This window comes from Azospirillum sp. UENF 111221 (genome assembly GCF_058780625.1).
In genome coordinates, this window is the sequence record NZ_JBSNCH010000005.1 from 868511 (window position 1) to 884811 (window position 16301).

Sequence of the window (16301 nt, forward strand, 5' to 3'; positions counted from 1 at the left end):
TGTCCCGCGCGTCGGCGTAGGACGGGGCGAAATCGCTTTGCCTATTCCTCTCCCCGCCGGTCGCGCAGCTTGGCCCAATAGTCCAGCCGCTTGCGCAGATCGCGCTCGAAACCGCGCTCCACCGGCTGGTAGAACTCGCGCCGCGCCATCCCGTCGGGAAAATAATTCTGGCCGGAAAAGCCTTCCGCCGTGTCGTGGTCGTACTCGTACCCCTTGCCGTAGCCGATGGTCTTCATCAGCTTGGTCGGCGCGTTCAGGATATGCTTGGGCGGCATCAGCGAGCCGGTCTCCTTCGCCGCCCGCACCGACGCCTTGTAGGCGGTATAGCCGGCGTTCGACTTCGGCGCCGTCCCCAGATAGATGACCAGCTGTGCCAGGGCCAGTTCGCCCTCTGGGCTGCCCAGCCGTTCATAGGCCTCCCACGCGGCAACCGCCTGGGTCAGGGCGTTGGGGTCGGCCAGCCCGATATCCTCCACCGCGAAGCGGGTCAGACGCCGCGCGATGTAGCGCGGGTCCTCCCCACCGTCCAGCATGCGGCTGTACCAGTAAAGCGCAGCGTCGGTGTCGGATCCGCGCAGCGACTTGTGCAGGGCGCTGATGAGGTTGTAGTGCCCTTCCTGCGACTTGTCGTAGAGCGGGGCGCGGCGCTGGATGGTGGCGGCGAGCGCGTTGGTGTCGAGCATTGTCTCGCCCGGCAACGCGAACAGTTCCTCGCACAGGTTCAAGCAGAAACGGCCGTCGCCATCGGCCATCGCCTTCACCGCGGCCCGCGCGTCGGCGTCCAGCGGCAGCGGCCGGCCCATCTCGACCTCGGCCCGCGCCAGCAGCTTCTCCAGCGCGGTGTCGTCCAGCCGGTTGAGCACAAACACCTGTGCCCGCGACAGCAAGGCGGCGTTCAGCTCGAAGGACGGGTTCTCGGTGGTGGCGCCGACCAGCGTGACGGTGCCGTCCTCGACGAAGGGCAGGAAGCCATCCTGCTGCGACCGGTTGAAGCGATGGATTCTCGTCGATGAACAGCAGCGTCCCTTGCCCCGCCACCCGGCGGGCCCGCGCGGCGTCGAAGACCTTGCGCAGATCGGCGACGCCGGAGAACACCGCCGACAGCGGCTCGAAATGCAGGTCGGTGCTGTGGGCTAGCAGGCGGGCGATGGTGGTCTTGCCGCAGCCGGGCGGCCCCCACAGGATCATGGAGGCCAGCCGCCGCGCCGCGACCATGCGGCCCAGCGGTCCCTCGGGCTTCAGCAGATGGTCCTGCCCGACGACCTCGTCCAGCGTGCGCGGGCGCAGCCGGTCGGCGAGCGGACGGGGAGCCGCCGCCGAGAACAGCCCGGCATCCCCGCCCGACTCGCCGCGTTTTGCCATGACCGCCGCCTCAGCGCACCGAGGTGCAGCGCTGGTAGCACTGCCTCAACTGATAGCTGCAATTGTCGGTCGGGCTGAAGGGAGTCGAAGTCGGTGCGGTCGATGCCACCCTGGTTGCGGGCCGCGACCGAATCCATGCAGGAATTGTGGCTGCGCTCGCACTGGGCTTGGCAGGACGCACCGGCACCGGTGCCCCCGTCGATCCGCAGCGACTGGTCGTCGGCGCCGGCACGCGGGGTGGACGGTCCCGGGACCACGGTGACGGTGGGCGCCGGGCCGGCGGCGGGGCGCGAGGCCGGATCGGCGCAGGCCGACAGACCGAGCAGGGCCACGGCCACAAGCGGGGCAACGAGACGGACCGGACGGAACATAGCCACGACGGCTCCTATTGTTCTTGTTGTGGAAATGGCCTTTGGCATGACGGAATGCCACACCCCTCTGGACCATCCCCCATTCGGTCCCCACTATGCCGATATCGGCATCAAGAAGGGAATGACTGAAATGACACCGGAATCGGACGGCAGACCGACACGCAACCGGCCGCGCCACCGGTCCTTGCGGCTGCTGCTTGCGCTGCTCGTCCTCGGCCTCGTCATGCTGGCCTCGCGCGTGCTGGCCCTGCCCAACATCGGCATGGGCGAGATGATCGTGCCGCTGCTGGGCGGTCTGTTCGTGGCGGTCGCCATCGTGCTGATCGTGCGCCGCGACCGTGCCGACCGCGACGCCCTGCCGCCGTCCCGGCGGGACCGCCAGGACCAGGGCATGCCGGATTGATCGGCCTGGACTGATCTGGAGGGCCCGGTTAGACGAACTTGAAGCTGAGGAGGCCGCCGACCACCACGACCAGCAGGACGGTGGCCACCAGCATCAGGCGCTTTTCGATGATGTGCTGAACCTGCGGACCGTAGAAGTGCAGCAGGATGGCGATCATGTAGAATCGGGAAAAGCGCGCGACGATGGAACAGAGGATGAAGACCGTCAGGTCGAGATGGGCGAAGCCGGCGGTGATCGTCAGCAGCTTGTAGGGGATCGGCGTCACCCCCTTCAGGATCAGGAACCAGGGGCCGAACTCGGAGAACATCTCCTGGAAATGCTGGAAGAACTCCTGCGCATTGTAGAAGTCGATGATCATCCGCCCGACGCTCTCGAACAGATAGAAGCCGAGCGCATAGCCCAGCATTCCGCCGAGCAGCGACGCAAAGGCGCAGATGTTGGTGTAGAACCACAGCCTCTTCGGCTTCTCCAGACACATCGGCACCAGCATCACGTCCGGCGGCAATGGGAAGAAAGAGCTTTCGGCAAAGGAAATCGCCGACATCCACCAGACGGCATCGTCGCGGGCGGACAGGCGCTGGAGGCGTGTGTAAAGAGAACGCAACATTTGACCGGCCACAAATGAGAAAACCCTTCCTCCGGCGAACCGGAGGAAGGGCTTAATATATCACCGATATCGGCGATCCCGTCCTGTGCGATACGGGGCCCTGGGACCCGATGCCGCACAGGGCGTGAGACCGGCGCGATTGCCGGTCATGTTACTCGGCGGTCTCGCCTTCGGCCTCGGCGACGTCCTGCGTCGGGCCGGAGTTCTGACCCTTGGCCGAAACGTCACGCTCGACCAGCTCGAACACCGCCATGTCGGCGGCGTCGCCGTAGCGGAAGCCGGCCTTCAGGACGCGGCTGTAGCCACCCTGACGGTCCTTGTAGCGGTCGGCCAGGACGGTGAACAGCTTGGTCACCGTCTCGTTGTCGCGCAGCTGGGCGAAAGCCAGACGACGGTTGGCCAGGCCACCCTTCTTGCCGAGCGTGATCAGCTTGTCGACGATCGGACGCAGGTCCTTCGCCTTCGGCAGGGTGGTGGTGATCTGCTCGTGCTTGATCACCGCGTTCGCCATGTTCGAGAACATGGCCTTGCGGTGGCTGCTGGTCTTGCTGAACTTACGTCCCGAAACGCCGTGACGCATGGCGGTCCTCCTTCATGGCATGGCCCCCCTCGGGGAGCCGATCGTGAACCCCGCCGCCCAGTCGTAATGCTGGTACGGCAGCCGGGTCGGGCCGTGGCGGCCCTGGGGAATGCGCCCCTCCCGCCCGGAGGCGGACGGGGCGCGGCAAAATGCTGAGATGCTTAGTACGGCTCTTCCAGACGCTTGGCCAGCTCTTCGATGTTCTCCGGCGGCCAGTTCGGGATTTCCATACCGAGGTGCAGGCCCATCTGGGACAGCACTTCCTTGATCTCGTTCAGCGACTTGCGGCCGAAGTTCGGGGTGCGGAGCATTTCCGCCTCCGTCTTCTGCACCAGATCGCCGATGTAGACGATGTTGTCGTTCTTGAGGCAGTTGGCCGAACGGACCGACAGTTCCAGCTCGTCCACCTTGCGGAGCAGGTTCTTGTTGAACGGAACCTCCTCGTGCTTCTCCTCGGAGACGGCGTGCGTCGGCTCCTCGAAGTTGATGAACAGCTGCAACTGGTCCTGCAGGATGCGGGCGGCGAGAGCCACCGCGTCGTCCGGCTTGACCGAACCGTTGGTCTCCACCGTCATCGACAGGCGGTCATAGTCGGTGACCTGCCCGACGCGGGCATTGTCGACCTTGTAGGACACCTTGCGCACGGGCGAGAACAGGGCGTCGATCGGAATCAGGCCGATGGGCGCGTCTTCCGGACGGTTCTGGCTGGCCGGGACGTAGCCCTTGCCGGTCTCGACCGTCAGTTCCATGTTCAGCCGCGCGCCGTTGTCCAGCGTGCAGATGATCAGTTCCGGATCCATGACCTGGATGTCGGGACCGGTCTCGATCATGCCGGCCTTGACCTCGCCCGGGCCTTCGGCACGCAGGCGCATGCGCTTCGGGCCGTCGCCGCCCATGCGCAGACCCATCGTCTTGATGTTCAGGACGATGTCGGTCACGTCCTCGCGGACGCCGGGGATGGACGAGAACTCGTGCAGCACGCCGTCGATGTGGATCGACGTGACGGCGGCACCCTGCAGAGAGGAGAGCAGGATGCGGCGCAGCGCGTTGCCGAGCGTCAGACCGAAGCCGCGCTCCAGCGGCTCGGCGACCACGGTCGCGAAGCGGTCGGCGTCGTCACCGGGCTGGATGTCCAGCTTGCTCGGCTTAATCAGTTCCTGCCAGTTCTTCTGAAGCACGGATAGACCTCAAGATGCCATCGGGTGAACACGAACCCGCGGGGCCCGAGCCGTTCCCATGCCGAGGGGGCCGCGATGGCTGCGGCCCCCTGTCCCGGAACGGTCGTTCCCCGCGGGTGCGGAAACAGAACTAAATCAGACGCGACGCTTCTTCGGCGGGCGAACGCCGTTGTGCGGGATCGGCGTGACGTCGCGGATCGACGTAATCTGGAAGCCGATCGACTGCAGGGCGCGGAGCGCGGACTCACGCCCCGAACCCGGACCCTTCACTTCGACTTCCAGGGTCTTCATGCCGTGTTCCTGGGCCTTGCGGCCAGCGTCCTCGGCGGCGACCTGGGCAGCGTAGGGCGTCGACTTGCGCGAACCCTTGAAGCCCATGGTGCCCGACGACGACCAGGCAATGGTGTTACCCTGCGCGTCGGTGATGGTGATCATCGTGTTGTTGAACGAGGCGTTCACATGAGCGACGCCGGCGGTGATGTTCTTGCGCTCGCGACGACGCAGGCGCTGAGAAGCGGCGGAGGGCTTGGCCATTTTGCGTTCGTCCTCTTACTTCTTCTTGCCGGCGATCGGCTTGGCCGGACCCTTGCGGGTGCGGGCGTTCGTGTGGGTGCGCTGGCCGCGGACCGGCAGGCCCTTGCGGTGACGCAGGCCACGGTAGCAGCCCAGATCCATCAGACGCTTGATGTTCATGGCGACTTCGCGACGAAGATCGCCCTCGACGCGGTAGTCGGCGTCGATGGTCTCGCGGATCTTCAGGACTTCGTCGTCCGTCAGCTCGTTCACGCGACGCTCGGCCGGGATTTCCAGCTTCGCGCAGATTTCCTTGGCCTTGAAGGGGCCGATGCCATGGATGTAGGTCAACCCGATCTCCACGCGCTTCTGCGCGGGGATGTTGACGCCAGCAATACGCGCCACGCTACTCTCCTCAGTCTCGATATCTCAACGGCAGCCCGTCGGGCCGCCTACACACCGAGCAAATCCCGCCCGACACAAGGCCGGGGCCGGGAACGCACAATGTTACCCGCCACCCACGCAGGGCGGCGAGAGGGTGCGACTATAGGAAAACCCTGGAACTTGTCAAGACCGATTGCGGGCAACGTCCGGACACCCCGTCATGCGGCGCAGCCCCGTGCATCAACGGCAGCCGCGATGGGCTTGCAGCGGCACCAGGAATGACGGATGGCGGACCCGGTCGTTCTACAGATCGGTTCCCGCCCGGCGATTGCGGATCGCATCGGCCTGCGCCCGAACCCGCGTCAGATGCGGATTGATCTTCAGCGCCGCGTCGAAGGCGCGCAAAGCAGGCTTCTCATCGCCCAACGCCAGATACACCAGCCCCAACTCCACCAGCGCTCCGAAATGGCGGGGCTCCAGCGACAGCGCGTGATGCAGGTCCAACATGGCGCCGCGGTAGTCGCCCAGCATGTAGTGGGTGGCGGCGCGCTTGTTCCACCCTTCCGCATAGGACGGGTCGCGGGCGACCACGGCGTCGAAGGCGTGCAGGGCCGAATCATAGTCGTCGCCGTTCAGGCTGTTCACCCCGGCACGCATGTCGCGCACCATCACCGGGTCGGGATGATCGAGCCAGAAGTCCCAGATATGCTCCTCCACCGATTCGGCATAGGTCGCGTCGGTGGTGGTGTTCAAAGCCTGGAAAAGACTGTCCAGACGCATGTTCCCCTGCCCTGCCCCGGCCGGTACCCCGAGGGTCAGCGTCAAAAGCACAGTCAAGGAAAAGAAGCGTCGAATCGTCATGCTCCAAATTTGGGCACGGATTCGACAAACTGCCAACTATTTTTTGGTTGCAAAACGATAATGAATTGGTCATTGGCCGCCGCCCCGGCGCGTTAGGCTGCCGACCTATGTCCCTTATGCCGTCGGTGCAGGCGAAGGGTCGGCCTGGAACGGAAGGCCTTATGCCCCTGTTTCCATCCTCCGCCCCTTGAAACGGCGAACGGCCGGCGGATTGCTCCGCCGGCCGTCTGCTTTACCGGATGTCTCCCGATTGCCAGCCCCGAAAAGTCGGAGCCAAGCGATCAGGCGGCCTTGTTGCGGCCGGCCACGATTTCGTCGGTGACGTTGCGCGGCACCGGCTCGTAGTGGCTGAACTCCATCGTGTAGGACGCACGGCCCGAGGTCATGCCGCGCAGCTGGCCGATGTAGCCGAACATTTCGTTCAGCGGGACATTGGCCTCGACGGCGATGTTCGACCCACGCTCCAGCTGGCCCAGGACGGTGCCGCGACGACGGTTCACGTCGCCGATGACGTCGCCCAGGTAGTCGTCGGGGGTGACGATCTCGACCTTCATGACCGGCTCGAGCAGGATCGGGCCGGCCTTCGGCAGAGCCTCGCGGAAGCAGGCCTTGGCGGCGATTTCGAACGTCAGGGCGTTCGAGTTGACGTCGTGGTACTTGCCGTCCACCAGGCGGGCGCTGAAGTCCACAGTCGGGTAGCCGGCGAGGACGCCGTCTTCCTTCTGCATCTCCAGACCCTTCTTGACCGAGGGCACATATTCGCGCGGAACCGTGCCGCCGACGGTCTCGTCGAGGAACTCGAAGCCCTCGCCCCGCTCGCGCGGCGCGAAGACGATCTTCACCTCGGCGAACTGGCCCGAACCGCCGGTCTGCTTCTTGTGGGTGTAGGTGTATTCGACCGGCTTGGTGATCGTCTCGCGGTAGGCGACCTGGGGCTTGCCCATGTTGCCTTCCACGCCGAACTCCGTGCGCATGCGGTCGAGCGTCACTTCCAGGTGCAGCTCGCCCATGCCGCGCAGGATGGTCTGGCCGGTTTCACGGTCGGTCTCCAGGCGGAGCGACGGATCGGCGCGGACCATCTTGCCGAGCGCGATCGAGAACTTCTCCTGCTCGCCCTTGGTCTTCGGCTCGACCGAGACGCTGATGACGGGGTCCGGGAAGCGCATGCGCTCCAGGATGACCGGCGCGGAGGCGTCGCACAGCGTGTCACCGGTCTCGGTCTCCTGCAGGGAGACGAGCGCGATGATGTCGCCGGCGCGGGCTTCCTCGATCGGGTTGGCGTCCTTCGCGTACATCTCGACCATGCGGCCGATCTTCTCGCGCTTGCCGCGGGTCGAGTTCAGGATCGACATGCCCTTGGTCAGCACGCCCGAGTAGACGCGCACGAAGGTCATCGAGCCGTAGGTGTCGTTCAGCACCTTGAAGGCCAGCGCCGAGAAGGGCGCGTCGTCGGAGCTGAGACGCTCGCCGTTCGGGTTGCCGTCCTCGTCCACCGTCTTGATCGCCTCGACGTCGGTCGGGGCCGGCAGCAGATCGACGACCGCGTCCAGAACCTGGCAGACGCCCTTGTTCTTGTAGGACGAGCCGCAGAGCACCGGCGTGAAGGCGCTGGTGATGGTGCCCTTGCGCAGGCAGGCGCGCAGCACGTCGGCCGACGGCTCCTCACCGCTCTCCAGATAGGCTTCCATCGCCGCGTCGTCCTGCTCGAGCGCAGTGTCGACCAACTCGGCGCGCAGCGCCGGGATGCTGGCGATGTTGTCGAGGTCTTCCTTGACGCTCAGGTTGAGCTTCTGGGCGAGATCGTCAGTGATCTCCCAGATCTCCCACTTGGCATCCTTGTCGTCCGAGAACCAGACATAGGCCTTCATCTCGACCAGATCGACCATGCCGCGGAAATTGTCTTCCGAGCCGAGCGGAACCTGGATGCAGACCGGACGCGCGTTCAGGCGGCTCTTGATCATGCTGACGCAACGCTGGAAGTTCGCGCCCGAACGATCCATCTTGTTGACGTAGCAGATGCGCGGCACGTTGTAGTTGTCGGCCAGACGCCAGTTGGTCTCCGACTGCGGCTCCACGCCGGCGACGCCGTCGAACACCACCACCGCGCCGTCGAGCACGCGGAGCGAGCGGTTCACCTCAATGGTGAAATCCACGTGGCCCGGGGTGTCGATGACGTTGATCTTCTTCTCGCGCCAGAAGGTCGAAACCGCGGCCGACTGGATGGTGATGCCGCGCTTCTGCTCCTGCTCCATGTAGTCGGTCGTCGTCGACGTCTTCAGATCCTTCGTCTCGTGGACGTCGATGATCGTGTGCTTGCGACCGGTGTAGTACAGAATGCGCTCGGTGGTCGTCGTCTTGCCCGCGTCGACGTGGGCGATGATGCCGATGTTCCGAATGTCAGACAGTGGCGTTTGGCGCGGCATGTTGCGGTTCCATTGCAGTAACGCGACAACCGAAGCGCGACCGTCAGGGGTCGTCCGCTTCGGCGGCAGAGGTTGGTCGGGGTTTTACGGGCGATCTGTTAAGGCGTCATTAACATTCCGTAAACCGACAAGCAATTTGTCGGAATATTGAAGCGCGCGGCCCTCACAGCGTTCGGGCCACGCCGGCACACCCCAACCGAGGCTGCCGGGTCGCCCCGTTTCCGCCGCCTTATTTAGCAGCGGTGACCTGAATTTCAACGAGATACTGGGGTGCGGCCAGCTTGGCTTCCACCGTGGCGCGGGCCGGCGGATTCGCCGGATCGACCCAGGCGTCCCAAGCCTTGTTCATCGCGCCGAAGCTGGCGATGTCGGCCAGATAGATGGTGGTCGACAACAGCTTGCTCTTGTCGCTGCCCGCTTCCGCCAGCAGGGCGTCGATCTGGGCCAGGATCTGGATGGTCTGACGCTCGACGTCGGGCGTCGGCTCGTCGGCGACCTGACCGGCGAGATAGACCGTGTCCTTGTGGACGACCATCTGGCTCATGCGCGGTCCGGTGTGGAAGCGCTGGATCGACATGACGGAAAGACTTCGGGTTCCGGGGGCTGAAAAAGATGCGGGTACGTCTATGCCATTCGGGGCCGCGCGCGAAGAAAAAAATGCGCCTCCGCCGCTCAGGGCTGACCCGCGGCGGTATCCTTCGCCAAAAGTGCGGCGAAACGCGCCGACGGGACCGCAAAATTGCGCACGGCCGGTGCGTTTCCGGCGGCGACGCCGACTCCAGCGACCGCCCACCCCCCGCCATTCGCCGCGTCGCTTGCCCCGCCGTTCGCCCCGGCGCCGCGCACCGTCCGCACCAGCAGCGGCCCGCCGCTGGTCCCGCGCGTGGCATCGCAGTCGTGCACAAGAAGCCCGCCGCTTTCCCCCAGCAGATGGCAGGCGCTGTCGGCCATCAGGATCTGCGCCCGATCCTGGCTGTAACCGCCGAGCATCAGCGGCGTGCCGGGCCGCAGCGGCGCCTCGCTGACGGGGAGCGGCGGCACCTGGTCCGGCGCCGGTTCCGCCAGGGTCAGCACCGCCCAGTCGCCGGCGAGCATCGGCGCCGCCGCAGCCGGGTCGTAAGCCGGGTCGGTCGCCACCCGCGCCACCGTGACATGGCGGGTGAATGCGCCGCGGTCATAGCCGAAGAGGACATGCAGCGACGACGCCTGGAGGAAGCGCCGGGTACGCGGATTGAACAGGCAATGGCCGGCGGTCACCACCGTGCGCCGGCCGACCAGCGCCCCGGTGCAGCGTCCGGCCAGGTTGGTCTGCACCCGCACCACGCTGCGCCAGGGATCGGCGGCCGCGTCGACCGGTACCCGCCGGTCGCCCGGGCCAACGCCGGGCAGCAGCGGCCGCTCCGCATGGGCTGCAGGCACGCCGGCCAGCATCGCCAGACCGGCCAAGGCCGCGGCAACAGCACCGTGCCGAAAGCCACGCCGACCGCGCGCATGTTCTTGCTCCGTTTCCTTCAATCCCGTATCCTCCGGCGCATGGCGACGCTGATCATCACCGAGAAATCCAGCCAGGCGAAGGACCTGCGCGCGGCCCTGGGCGACCGCTACGGCCGCATCCTGCCGGCCGAGGGCCATCTGCTGCGCCTTGCCGAGCCTGACGAGGTCGACCCGGCCTGGAAGCGCTGGTCGTCGACCCTGCTGAAGCCGGACGGTCTTTATCCGACCCGGCCCGACCAGGGCGGCAACAAGGCGGCGAAGCTGCAGGCGATCACCGCCGCGCTGCGCGGCTGCGACGAGGTGATCCTCGCCACCGACTGCGACCGCGAAGGCCAATTGATCGGCCAGGAAATCCTGGAGCATGTCGGCTATCGCGGCAAGGTGCGGCGCGCGCTTTTCACAGCCCAGGATCCCAAGACCCTGCGCGACGCCTTCGCCACGCTGAAGCCGAACGACAGCATGCGGCCGCTCTACGAGGCCGCGGTGGCGCGCCAGCAGGCCGACCAAATTTACAACCTGTCGCTGACCCGCACGGCGACCAAGACCCTGCTGGCCCCCGGCACCCGCGGCGTCATCGGCATCGGCCGGGTCAAGACCCCGACGCTGGCCATCGTCTGCCTGCGCGAGCTGGAAGATCCGCAACTTCAAGCCGGAGGATTATTTCGAGGTGGTGGCGACAGCCACCGTGGCCGAGGGCAGCTTCCAGATGCGCCATGCCCCGGCGCCGAAGGACCGCATCAAGGACCGCGCCGCCGCCGAGGCCATCGCGCGTGCCGCCGACACCCACCGCGGACCGTTGACGGTCACGGTGGAGGAGAAACGGCAGGCACCGCCCAAGCTCTACGACCTTCCGTCGCTGCAGAAGACCTGTGGCCAGCGCTGGGGCTGGACCGCCGACCGTACGCTGGCAGTGGCGCAGGAACTGTATGACGGCGACGGCAAGAAGCTCATCACCTATCCGCGCGCCGAGGCGCGATACCTGTCGGAAAACCAGATCGCCGATGTGCCCGCCATCGTCGGGGCGCTGACCCGGCTGCGCGGCTTCGCGCATCTGGACAACCACATGGATATTCGGCGCCCGGTGATCCGCAAGGGCAAGTCCGGCCATTTCTGCGACAAGGCGCTGGAAGGTGTGTCGCACCATGCGGTGATCCCCAATGTCAATGTGCTGGACGATTTGGAATCGCGGCTCTTCCGGCTGACCGATGACGAGAAGCGGCTGTTTGCGCTGATCTGCCGGTCATACCTTGCGGCGGTGATGCCGGATTACGAGTATCGCCAGACCAGCGTGACCATGCCGGTGCCGGTGCCGACGCCCGGAGGCATCAAGCCGGTCGCCTTCCGCGCCGTCGGCCGCATCCCGCTGAAGCTGGGCTGGAAGGCCGCCTTCGGTTCGGCCGAATCCGACGGCAAGCCGGAGGAGGAGACCGAACAGACCTTGCCGCCGCTGACCGACGGCGAACCGGCGACGCTCAGCGATCCCAAGGTGGAGGCCAAGCGCACCCAGGCGCCGCCACGCTACAACGAAGGCACGCTGGTCGATGCCATGCAGAATGCCTGGAGGTTCGTCGAGGACCCGGCTCTGCGCGACCGGTTGAAAGAGGCCAAGGGCATCGGCACCCCGGCCACCCGCGCCGAGGTGATCAAGGGTCTGCGCAAGCAGAACCTGCTGGGGGCGGACGGCAAATGGCTGGTGCCGACCCCGGCCGGCCTGCATCTGTTCGAGACCTTGCGCGCCGCCGCCCCGACCCTGGTCGATCCCGGCACCACAGCACTGTGGGAAATGAAGCTGGACGAGGTGGTAACCGGACGCGCCGATTTCCGCCGCGTGATCGACGCCATCGCCAGCGAGGCCGACCGGCTGATCGGTGCGCTGGTCGGACAACGCGGCACCGCGCTCGACCTCGGCCTGCCTGCCCCGAAGGCACGATTCTCCCGCCGCGGCACGACCGCAAGGGGGAAGACGGTCCGCGGCGTTCCTACGGCACCCGGTGATGCAGCGAAGCCGGTGCGTCGACGGACGCGCAAGGCAACGGCATCCACCGACGGAGAGGCTGTGGCGCCGAAGCCGCGGCGCACCCGCAAGGCAAAGGCCGATGGCAGTGCCCCGCCGGCTGCCGCCATTTCGGAAAGCACTCCGGTTGCCGACGCGCCCAACTCCGACGCCCGGCGTCGGCGCGAACCGACCGAGCGCATGGTCGCCTTCGCCCGCAGTCTCGCCGAGCGCAAGGGCATCGCCCTGCCCGACCCGTGCCTGCGCGATTTCGATCAATGCCGCGGCTTCCTGGATCAGCACGCCCGCTGACCGCCTATTGATAGCCGCGTGAACGGTTGTGCGATCAGCTGGATTTGCGTGGTTTCAGCCAGATTGCCGTCCCCTCAAGAGGGCACCCTTCATCAACACCGGCCGCCATGTCCTGCGGCAGTACCAGTTCCCGTACGATGCCAGGCAAGGCTGTTTCGGCATGAGGGACCAGCCGACCCCCTGCGGCGAAGAGTGACCGCAACAAGGGGGCGCCCACCCGGCGCCTTCGCAGCGCGGCCGTTATCGCGGGACCTTATGGCCGCTGCTCCACACGGCGGCCTCCCAGGCGCGGCCAAGTTCGAAGAGACCGGAACATCCGAGCTTTTCCATGACGCGGGCGCGATGGCACTCCACCGTCTTGAAACTGATGCCGAGATCGGCCGCGATGGCTTTGGAGCTTTTTCCGGCAACGAGGCGCACCAGCACGTCGACCTCGCGCGCCGTCAGCCGACCAAGACGTGCCATCATATCCCGTCCGCGGGATTGCGACGCCCCCACGTCCGCCTCCAGGGCCGTACCGACCGGTGCGCGCAGCCGCGTGGAAAGCTCGATGCAGGGCATCAGCATTGCCTCACCGCCATGGATGTCAGGGAGCGGACGGCCGCGACGTAGGCAGCCTCCAGCGTCGGCTGAGGGGTGGACTGCAGGCGGAAGCGTGTGGAGTCGGCGCAATGGGCGACAAAGGCATAAGCGGTGCCGCGCTCCACGTTGCGCAGGATGTCGGCCTTTATCGCGGTGATGGGCGATCCCGGGCGCCCCGCGCGATCACCGACCACGCGGCCACGCGCCGCATGCATCAACTGAGCGATGGCAACTTCGATCGTCAGGTCACCCGGGCCGCCGGGGATGGAGTCGCTGCACCGCTGTTCGAGCATGGTCGCCCTCGCCTCGCATCGCTCGGCATCTTCCAACAGCATAGAAAGGGTTCCGGGCGAGGAGCCGCCGATCAACGCCAGCGCGTCTGCCCGATCATCAGCCGCTCGCCGTCGAAGCTGGTCGATGGATAGGTGATCGATATACGGCAATTGTGCTTCGGGCATGCTCTTACCCTTGCACCCGCCGCCTACGGCGGTATGCTGGCGGTTGATCATCGTTGCTTCCTAGGGCTTCGGTTGATCGTCTGGGCTGGCTGACCGACCCGGAGAGGGCGCCCGCTTGTTGGCGCAAGCGGGCGCCCGTCAGCCGCGATCAGGCGACCTGTCGGATGATGGGATCCTCGGGGTCTTCGCCCTGCTCCAAGGGACGGTTGCAGAGCGCAGCCATGTTCCACTGCTTGCCACGGTTGGCTTCACGGGCTTCCGGGTCACGATCCAGGAAGATTCCGAAATGCTTGGCAGCCAGTTCGACAGTCTTCGACCAGCCGGCACGGAATTCGTCAGTGCCATAGGCATCCGGCCAGTGGTGAAGCATGCGCCCGAAAGCCCGCTCGCAGAACGATGCATAGGCGCGGGTATCGAGGATGAAGGCATGCCATGCCGGCTCCATGCCTTCCCAGGCCACCAGGCAGGTCGGTGCGTCGAGGTGCATGGCATTCAGAACCATGAAGGCCCGCAGGTGATCGGCCGACTGCGCCGCTTCGTTCTCCGAAAGACCATCACGCACCATGTGAGCAATCACGCGCGAGAAATCGTAGTTCTTCACATATTCAAGGTTCGCCATATTGCTTCCTCTATGAATTCAATGGCGGAATGCCACCGAATAACGTTGCCGCCCGTGTTACGACACGGGCGATATCCTGTTGTCCTCCGACGGCAATCTTTTCCTTCGACGTGGCGATTTGCCGCCGGACCGTACCCAGCTTCCGATCGAGCGCCACCGCGATCTGCTCGGCGCACTCCCCAGCCGCGACACGCACGGCGACCTCGGCCTGCGTCTTCGTCAAACCGAAGGCGGAGATCAGTATTTCCTGCAGAGGCTCCGGCCGGGCGAGGTCCTGCATGACGACGATGGCCTGCCCCGCTCGCGCAGGCATCACCGCGACGAGTTGGACGGCGACGCCGTCGCAGATCGGGACGAGGGCCTCACCGCCGTGGCCAGCCGCCACCGACGCGATGGCCTGGTGCAGGCGCACCGCACTTTGCGCATCCCCGCAGGTCAGCCGATTGCCAAGTCCGCGCTCCAGCACATCGCCGATGCGCAGACGGCGCACCATGAGCGAAGAGCTGTCAATCAGCCGGGCATCGGCGGTTACGACCGCCGCAGCCACCCCCATCCGCTCCAGCAACGCCGCCATCGTCGCCTGAGCCCGGTTGCGCATCGAAAGCGCTTGCAGACTCGGCGTGGACGAGTCGTCGACGTCATACACGGAAGGTCGAACCGGCACCCAGAATCTGTGCGTTCCACTCGGCGCTCAGCCCGGTGTGATACCGGTCATACGGAACGCCGTCGTAGTTGCGGCGAAATTGGAAGCTCAGTTCTCTCGCCCGCGCCATCTTTGCGTAGGCGAGGTGTGCTTCCGGGTCGGCAAGGATGGCCGGCTCGGTGATCCGGCCGCGCTCGACGCCGACTTGAAAAATGTCGTCGAACGTGATGAGTGTGGACCAGTCGTGCTGGTGATGCAGCTCCCGAGCCTCCGAATTCGCGAACACGACGACGTTACGCTCATAAATCAGGATCGCTCCCCGAACATCGGCAGCGGTTCTAATCAATTCGCAAAGCTCTGTCGGGATCTCGGTTGTGGCCATGGGATTCCGGAGTTCTCAAGTGGCAAATCCACATTGCCAACGCTACTCACGGGTGGCACCATCAAAATGGCAATTTTGCCACCGAGCGGCAATTTTCGGGACTTGTACACCAGAACTGTTGCTGCCGCGCAACGGGTAGAAAGCGGCAAACAGTACCGCAACAGGTAATTGCATACCCGGCAATGCGCGTTTGGTGTGAAATGAGGTTTTCAGGCATGCGAATCGCGACGAATGGCAGTGTCGCTGCCGCTTTATGGGCTGTGGGCTCTGTTGTCGCATTCTGTGCCGGCAGCGCTGCGGCGAAGCTGCTTGGAACGAAGCTGCCGGCCATAGAAATGACGTTCATACGGTCTCTGGTCGCCGCGGTCATGGTGGCCGGAACATGGCGGCTTCTGGCCAACCTCAAAATGGCGCGGGATCTGCCGGGACATGCCATACGCTGCCTGTTGGGGGTGATTGCGATCTTTGGCCTGCTCTATGCCGTGACCGTTCTCCCATTGGCACTGGCGATGGTTCTCTACATCAGCCGGACGTTGATGATGCCCATCGCCGGTCGGTGGATGTTGGGGGAAAGATCGGGACCACTGGTGTGGAGCGCCGTCGTGCTGGGCTTCGCGGGCGTCCTTCTATCGTCCTGGCCGGAGATACAAGCCCCTGACTCGCGCTTGGGTATCCTGGCCGCCCTGACCGCCGCCGTCGCCTCCGCCGGATCGCAGACAACCGTCCGCAGGCTCACCCGCACCAACTCGGCGCCACTGATCGTCCTGATCTACAGCGCCGCCGCCGTCATCGGCACACTGCCGGTCGCCCTGCCGTCATGGGTGACGCCGCCTCTCACAGACTGGCCGGCTCTTGTAATACTGGGGCTATGCGCCGCCGGTGCGCAGCTTTTCGCCGCTCGCGCTTTCGCTCTGGCTCCCGTCGGCGTGCTGGCGCCTCTGGATCTGCTTGGCGTGCCGGTCGGGGCCATAATGGGCTGGCTTCTGTTCGGCGAGGTGCCGGGGGTCCTGGCGGGGGTCGGCGGGATCTTCGTCCTGCTGGCGGCTCTGATAGTGACAATCACCCCCGAGAAAGCCGCAGGCCTCCGCCGTCCGGTTGAGCAGCTCGCGAAAGCATGACATTCATGTATCTCGCGG

General features: G+C 65.6%; 18 protein-coding genes and 2 pseudogenes. 4 read left to right on the top strand and 16 right to left on the bottom strand.

Translation table 11 applies throughout. The features are described from left to right. Nucleotides 1–41: 41 nt before the first annotated feature. Both ACWPN3_RS18515 and ACWPN3_RS18520 read right to left on the bottom strand, forming a co-directional pair. A pseudogene (locus ACWPN3_RS18515) lies at nucleotides 42–1326 on the bottom strand (replication-associated recombination protein A). Further along, nucleotides 1239–1739, bottom strand: coding sequence for a hypothetical protein (locus ACWPN3_RS18520; protein ID WP_492261911.1), 501 nt, complete (start codon nucleotides 1737–1739; stop codon nucleotides 1239–1241). The pseudogene ACWPN3_RS18515 and the gene ACWPN3_RS18520 overlap by 88 nt, the downstream one beginning before the upstream one ends. Before the next feature lie 124 nt (nucleotides 1740–1863). Here ACWPN3_RS18520 and ACWPN3_RS18525 point away from each other — a divergent pair, with 124 nt between their 5' ends. Then, nucleotides 1864–2136 carry a hypothetical protein gene (locus ACWPN3_RS18525; RefSeq protein ID WP_146208067.1) on the top strand — a complete coding sequence of 91 codons (273 nt, stop codon included), beginning with the start codon at nucleotides 1864–1866 and terminating at the stop codon, nucleotides 2134–2136. Nucleotides 2137–2164: 28 nt separating this feature from the next. Here the strand turns inward: ACWPN3_RS18525 and ACWPN3_RS18530 are convergent, their stop codons facing one another. From ACWPN3_RS18530 to ACWPN3_RS18570, 9 genes are all read right to left on the bottom strand, one after another. Continuing rightward, nucleotides 2165–2743, bottom strand: a complete 579-nt coding sequence (locus ACWPN3_RS18530; RefSeq protein ID WP_492261660.1) for a YqaA family protein — start codon at nucleotides 2741–2743, stop codon at nucleotides 2165–2167. A gap of 151 nt (nucleotides 2744–2894) precedes the next feature. Beyond that, nucleotides 2895–3323, bottom strand: coding sequence for a 50S ribosomal protein L17 (rplQ, locus tag ACWPN3_RS18535; RefSeq protein WP_109049822.1), 429 nt, complete (start codon nucleotides 3321–3323; stop codon nucleotides 2895–2897). Between the two features lie 161 nt (nucleotides 3324–3484). Further along, nucleotides 3485–4501, bottom strand: a complete 1017-nt coding sequence (locus ACWPN3_RS18540) for a DNA-directed RNA polymerase subunit alpha (RefSeq protein ID WP_098739536.1) — start codon at nucleotides 4499–4501, stop codon at nucleotides 3485–3487. Between the two features lie 135 nt (nucleotides 4502–4636). Then, complete coding sequence (rpsK, locus tag ACWPN3_RS18545; RefSeq protein ID WP_012974490.1) at nucleotides 4637–5035, bottom strand: 30S ribosomal protein S11; 399 nt, start codon at nucleotides 5033–5035, stop codon at nucleotides 4637–4639. A 15-nt stretch (nucleotides 5036–5050) separates the two neighbouring features. Beyond that, a complete protein-coding gene (rpsM, locus tag ACWPN3_RS18550) occupies nucleotides 5051–5419 on the bottom strand; it encodes a 30S ribosomal protein S13 (protein ID WP_012974491.1) in 369 nt (122 codons plus the stop codon). 282 nt (nucleotides 5420–5701) lie between these two features. Next, nucleotides 5702–6178 carry a tetratricopeptide repeat protein gene (locus ACWPN3_RS18555; RefSeq protein ID WP_247873140.1) on the bottom strand — a complete coding sequence of 159 codons (477 nt, stop codon included), beginning with the start codon at nucleotides 6176–6178 and terminating at the stop codon, nucleotides 5702–5704. Between the two features lie 362 nt (nucleotides 6179–6540). Then, nucleotides 6541–8682: an elongation factor G gene (gene fusA, locus ACWPN3_RS18560; RefSeq protein WP_492240757.1), complete on the bottom strand. Its 2142-nt coding sequence runs from the start codon at nucleotides 8680–8682 to the stop codon at nucleotides 6541–6543. Between the two features lie 229 nt (nucleotides 8683–8911). Then, nucleotides 8912–9259 (bottom strand): RidA family protein, encoded by a 348-nt coding sequence (locus ACWPN3_RS18565; protein ID WP_063634880.1) that lies wholly within the window; start codon nucleotides 9257–9259, stop codon nucleotides 8912–8914. Nucleotides 9260–9354: 95 nt separating this feature from the next. Then, entirely contained in the window at nucleotides 9355–10128 is a 774-nt protein-coding gene (locus ACWPN3_RS18570) for a trypsin-like serine peptidase (RefSeq protein WP_247873139.1), read from the bottom strand. A gap of 87 nt (nucleotides 10129–10215) precedes the next feature. On the opposite strand from ACWPN3_RS18570, the pseudogene ACWPN3_RS18575 reads away from it, so the two are divergent. Both ACWPN3_RS18575 and ACWPN3_RS18580 read left to right on the top strand, forming a co-directional pair. After that, nucleotides 10216–10485: pseudogene (locus ACWPN3_RS18575) on the top strand (toprim domain-containing protein); the annotation flags it as partial. Nucleotides 10486–10846: 361 nt separating this feature from the next. Next, nucleotides 10847–12481, top strand: a complete 1635-nt coding sequence (locus tag ACWPN3_RS18580; protein ID WP_492261661.1) for a DNA topoisomerase — start codon at nucleotides 10847–10849, stop codon at nucleotides 12479–12481. 240 nt (nucleotides 12482–12721) lie between these two features. On the opposite strand, the gene ACWPN3_RS18585 is transcribed toward ACWPN3_RS18580, so the two are convergent. The 5 genes from ACWPN3_RS18585 to ACWPN3_RS18605 all read right to left on the bottom strand — a co-directional run bounded on the left by ACWPN3_RS18585 (nucleotide 12722) and on the right by ACWPN3_RS18605 (nucleotide 15165). Next, on the bottom strand, nucleotides 12722–13042 hold the full coding sequence (locus ACWPN3_RS18585; protein WP_492240758.1) for a response regulator transcription factor: 321 nt from the start codon (nucleotides 13040–13042) through the stop codon (nucleotides 12722–12724). Further along, nucleotides 13042–13572: a hypothetical protein gene (locus tag ACWPN3_RS18590; RefSeq protein WP_492240759.1), complete on the bottom strand. Its 531-nt coding sequence runs from the start codon at nucleotides 13570–13572 to the stop codon at nucleotides 13042–13044. Before ACWPN3_RS18590 ends, ACWPN3_RS18585 begins: the two co-directional genes overlap by 1 nt. 97 nt (nucleotides 13573–13669) lie before the next feature. Next, nucleotides 13670–14140 carry a glycine-rich domain-containing protein gene (locus tag ACWPN3_RS18595; protein ID WP_492240760.1) on the bottom strand — a complete coding sequence of 157 codons (471 nt, stop codon included), beginning with the start codon at nucleotides 14138–14140 and terminating at the stop codon, nucleotides 13670–13672. A gap of 10 nt (nucleotides 14141–14150) precedes the next feature. Further along, nucleotides 14151–14786, bottom strand: coding sequence for a helix-turn-helix transcriptional regulator (locus ACWPN3_RS18600; RefSeq protein WP_492261662.1), 636 nt, complete (start codon nucleotides 14784–14786; stop codon nucleotides 14151–14153). Continuing rightward, complete coding sequence (locus tag ACWPN3_RS18605) at nucleotides 14779–15165, bottom strand: hypothetical protein (RefSeq protein ID WP_492261663.1); 387 nt, start codon at nucleotides 15163–15165, stop codon at nucleotides 14779–14781. Before ACWPN3_RS18605 ends, ACWPN3_RS18600 begins: the two co-directional genes overlap by 8 nt. A 215-nt stretch (nucleotides 15166–15380) precedes the next feature. On the opposite strand from ACWPN3_RS18605, the gene ACWPN3_RS18610 reads away from it, so the two are divergent. Further along, on the top strand, nucleotides 15381–16283 hold the full coding sequence (locus ACWPN3_RS18610; protein WP_492240762.1) for a DMT family transporter: 903 nt from the start codon (nucleotides 15381–15383) through the stop codon (nucleotides 16281–16283). The last annotated feature ends 18 nt before the right edge of the window (nucleotides 16284–16301 follow it).

Excerpts from the sequence above, each read along its gene's own strand:
- ACWPN3_RS18525 (WP_146208067.1), top strand. The coding sequence starts at position 1,864 with ATGACACCGGAATCGGACGGCAGACCGACACGCAACCGGCCGCGCCAC.
- ACWPN3_RS18530 (WP_492261660.1), bottom strand. The coding sequence starts at position 2,743 with ATGTTGCGTTCTCTTTACACACGCCTCCAGCGCCTGTCCGCCCGCGAC.
- rplQ (WP_109049822.1), bottom strand. The coding sequence starts at position 3,323 with ATGCGTCACGGCGTTTCGGGACGTAAGTTCAGCAAGACCAGCAGCCAC.
- rpsK (WP_012974490.1), bottom strand. The coding sequence starts at position 5,035 with ATGGCCAAGCCCTCCGCCGCTTCTCAGCGCCTGCGTCGTCGCGAGCGC.
- ACWPN3_RS18555 (WP_247873140.1), bottom strand. The coding sequence starts at position 6,178 with ATGCGTCTGGACAGTCTTTTCCAGGCTTTGAACACCACCACCGACGCG.
- fusA (WP_492240757.1), bottom strand. The coding sequence starts at position 8,682 with ATGCCGCGCCAAACGCCACTGTCTGACATTCGGAACATCGGCATCATC.
- ACWPN3_RS18565 (WP_063634880.1), bottom strand. The coding sequence starts at position 9,259 with ATGTCGATCCAGCGCTTCCACACCGGACCGCGCATGAGCCAGATGGTC.
- ACWPN3_RS18585 (WP_492240758.1), bottom strand. The coding sequence starts at position 13,042 with ATGCCCTGCATCGAGCTTTCCACGCGGCTGCGCGCACCGGTCGGTACG.
- ACWPN3_RS18590 (WP_492240759.1), bottom strand. The coding sequence starts at position 13,572 with ATGATCAACCGCCAGCATACCGCCGTAGGCGGCGGGTGCAAGGGTAAG.
- ACWPN3_RS18595 (WP_492240760.1), bottom strand. The coding sequence starts at position 14,140 with ATGGCGAACCTTGAATATGTGAAGAACTACGATTTCTCGCGCGTGATT.
- ACWPN3_RS18605 (WP_492261663.1), bottom strand. The coding sequence starts at position 15,165 with ATGGCCACAACCGAGATCCCGACAGAGCTTTGCGAATTGATTAGAACC.
- ACWPN3_RS18610 (WP_492240762.1), top strand. The coding sequence starts at position 15,381 with ATGCGAATCGCGACGAATGGCAGTGTCGCTGCCGCTTTATGGGCTGTG.